The sequence below is a fragment of the Sutterella massiliensis genome, from assembly GCF_016899755.1.
GTDB lineage: Bacteria > Pseudomonadota > Gammaproteobacteria > Burkholderiales > Burkholderiaceae_F > Sutterella > Sutterella massiliensis.
Genome location: NZ_JACJJC010000152.1, coordinates 1 through 800 on the forward strand (window position 1 = coordinate 1; position 800 = coordinate 800).

At 58.0% G+C, this 800-nt stretch carries 1 protein-coding gene; it reads right to left on the reverse strand.

Annotation, left to right across the window (positions count from 1 at the left end; translation table 11 throughout):
* The coding region (dcuC, locus tag H6A60_RS14545; RefSeq protein WP_500691540.1) for a C4-dicarboxylate transporter DcuC at nt 1–800 on the reverse strand (800 nt) is incomplete at both ends.

Consider the following 800-nt stretch of genomic DNA (forward strand, 5'->3'; position numbering starts at 1 on the left):
AGATGTGTATAAGAGACAGCCGCAGAGCATGGCGGTGGCGACGCTGATCTTGACATCGCTCCAGAGCGAAAAGCCGATCAGCATGACGACAGGGAGCAACGGTGCAACTGCATAAAGAAGGTTAACCTTTTCAGGTAGGTTCGAAGATGTTTCAACAGCAGCTTCTGAGTCTTGGTTAACTTGGGGTTTGGCGTAGTCTCGGTATAGGAGGCACATCACCGTGATCCCGACGATGATCGCTGCAGAGAAAAGAACGATCTTTGAAGAGAACATGCCGATGAGATCCATGACGCCGATATCGGCAAGCTTCGCCACGAAAACGTTGTGCGCGACGCCAGGATTGAGGAGCGCAGGGGTCGTGCCGCCAACAACGGCCGCTGCTGCAATGGCGGGACGGAACCCGGCGCGGATGAGGAGCGGGATGAGCGTCGGTCCGACCGATGCGCACAGGCCTGCCGTCGACGGAATGGCAACGGAGCAGAGCCCCGTGACGCACATGCTTGCCGGTAGAAGCAGCACGCCGAGGCGGCCGAGCGGCCGGGTGAGAAGCGCTACAAGATGCACATCGCACTTGGTGAGCGAAACGACGCCCGCGAAGCCCATGGCTGAACAGATGGCGATGATTAGCGAGGCATTCGTCATCGACTTGTCGAACTGAACGAAGGCTGTGAGCGGGTCAAGCGACAAAACGGCCATGACGAGACCCGAAGCGATGAGCACGAGACGGGTCTCCCAACGCTTGACAAGGCCGTAGATCGTCGCTGCGACGACGAACATTGCCATCCAGAAGGTATAGGAAG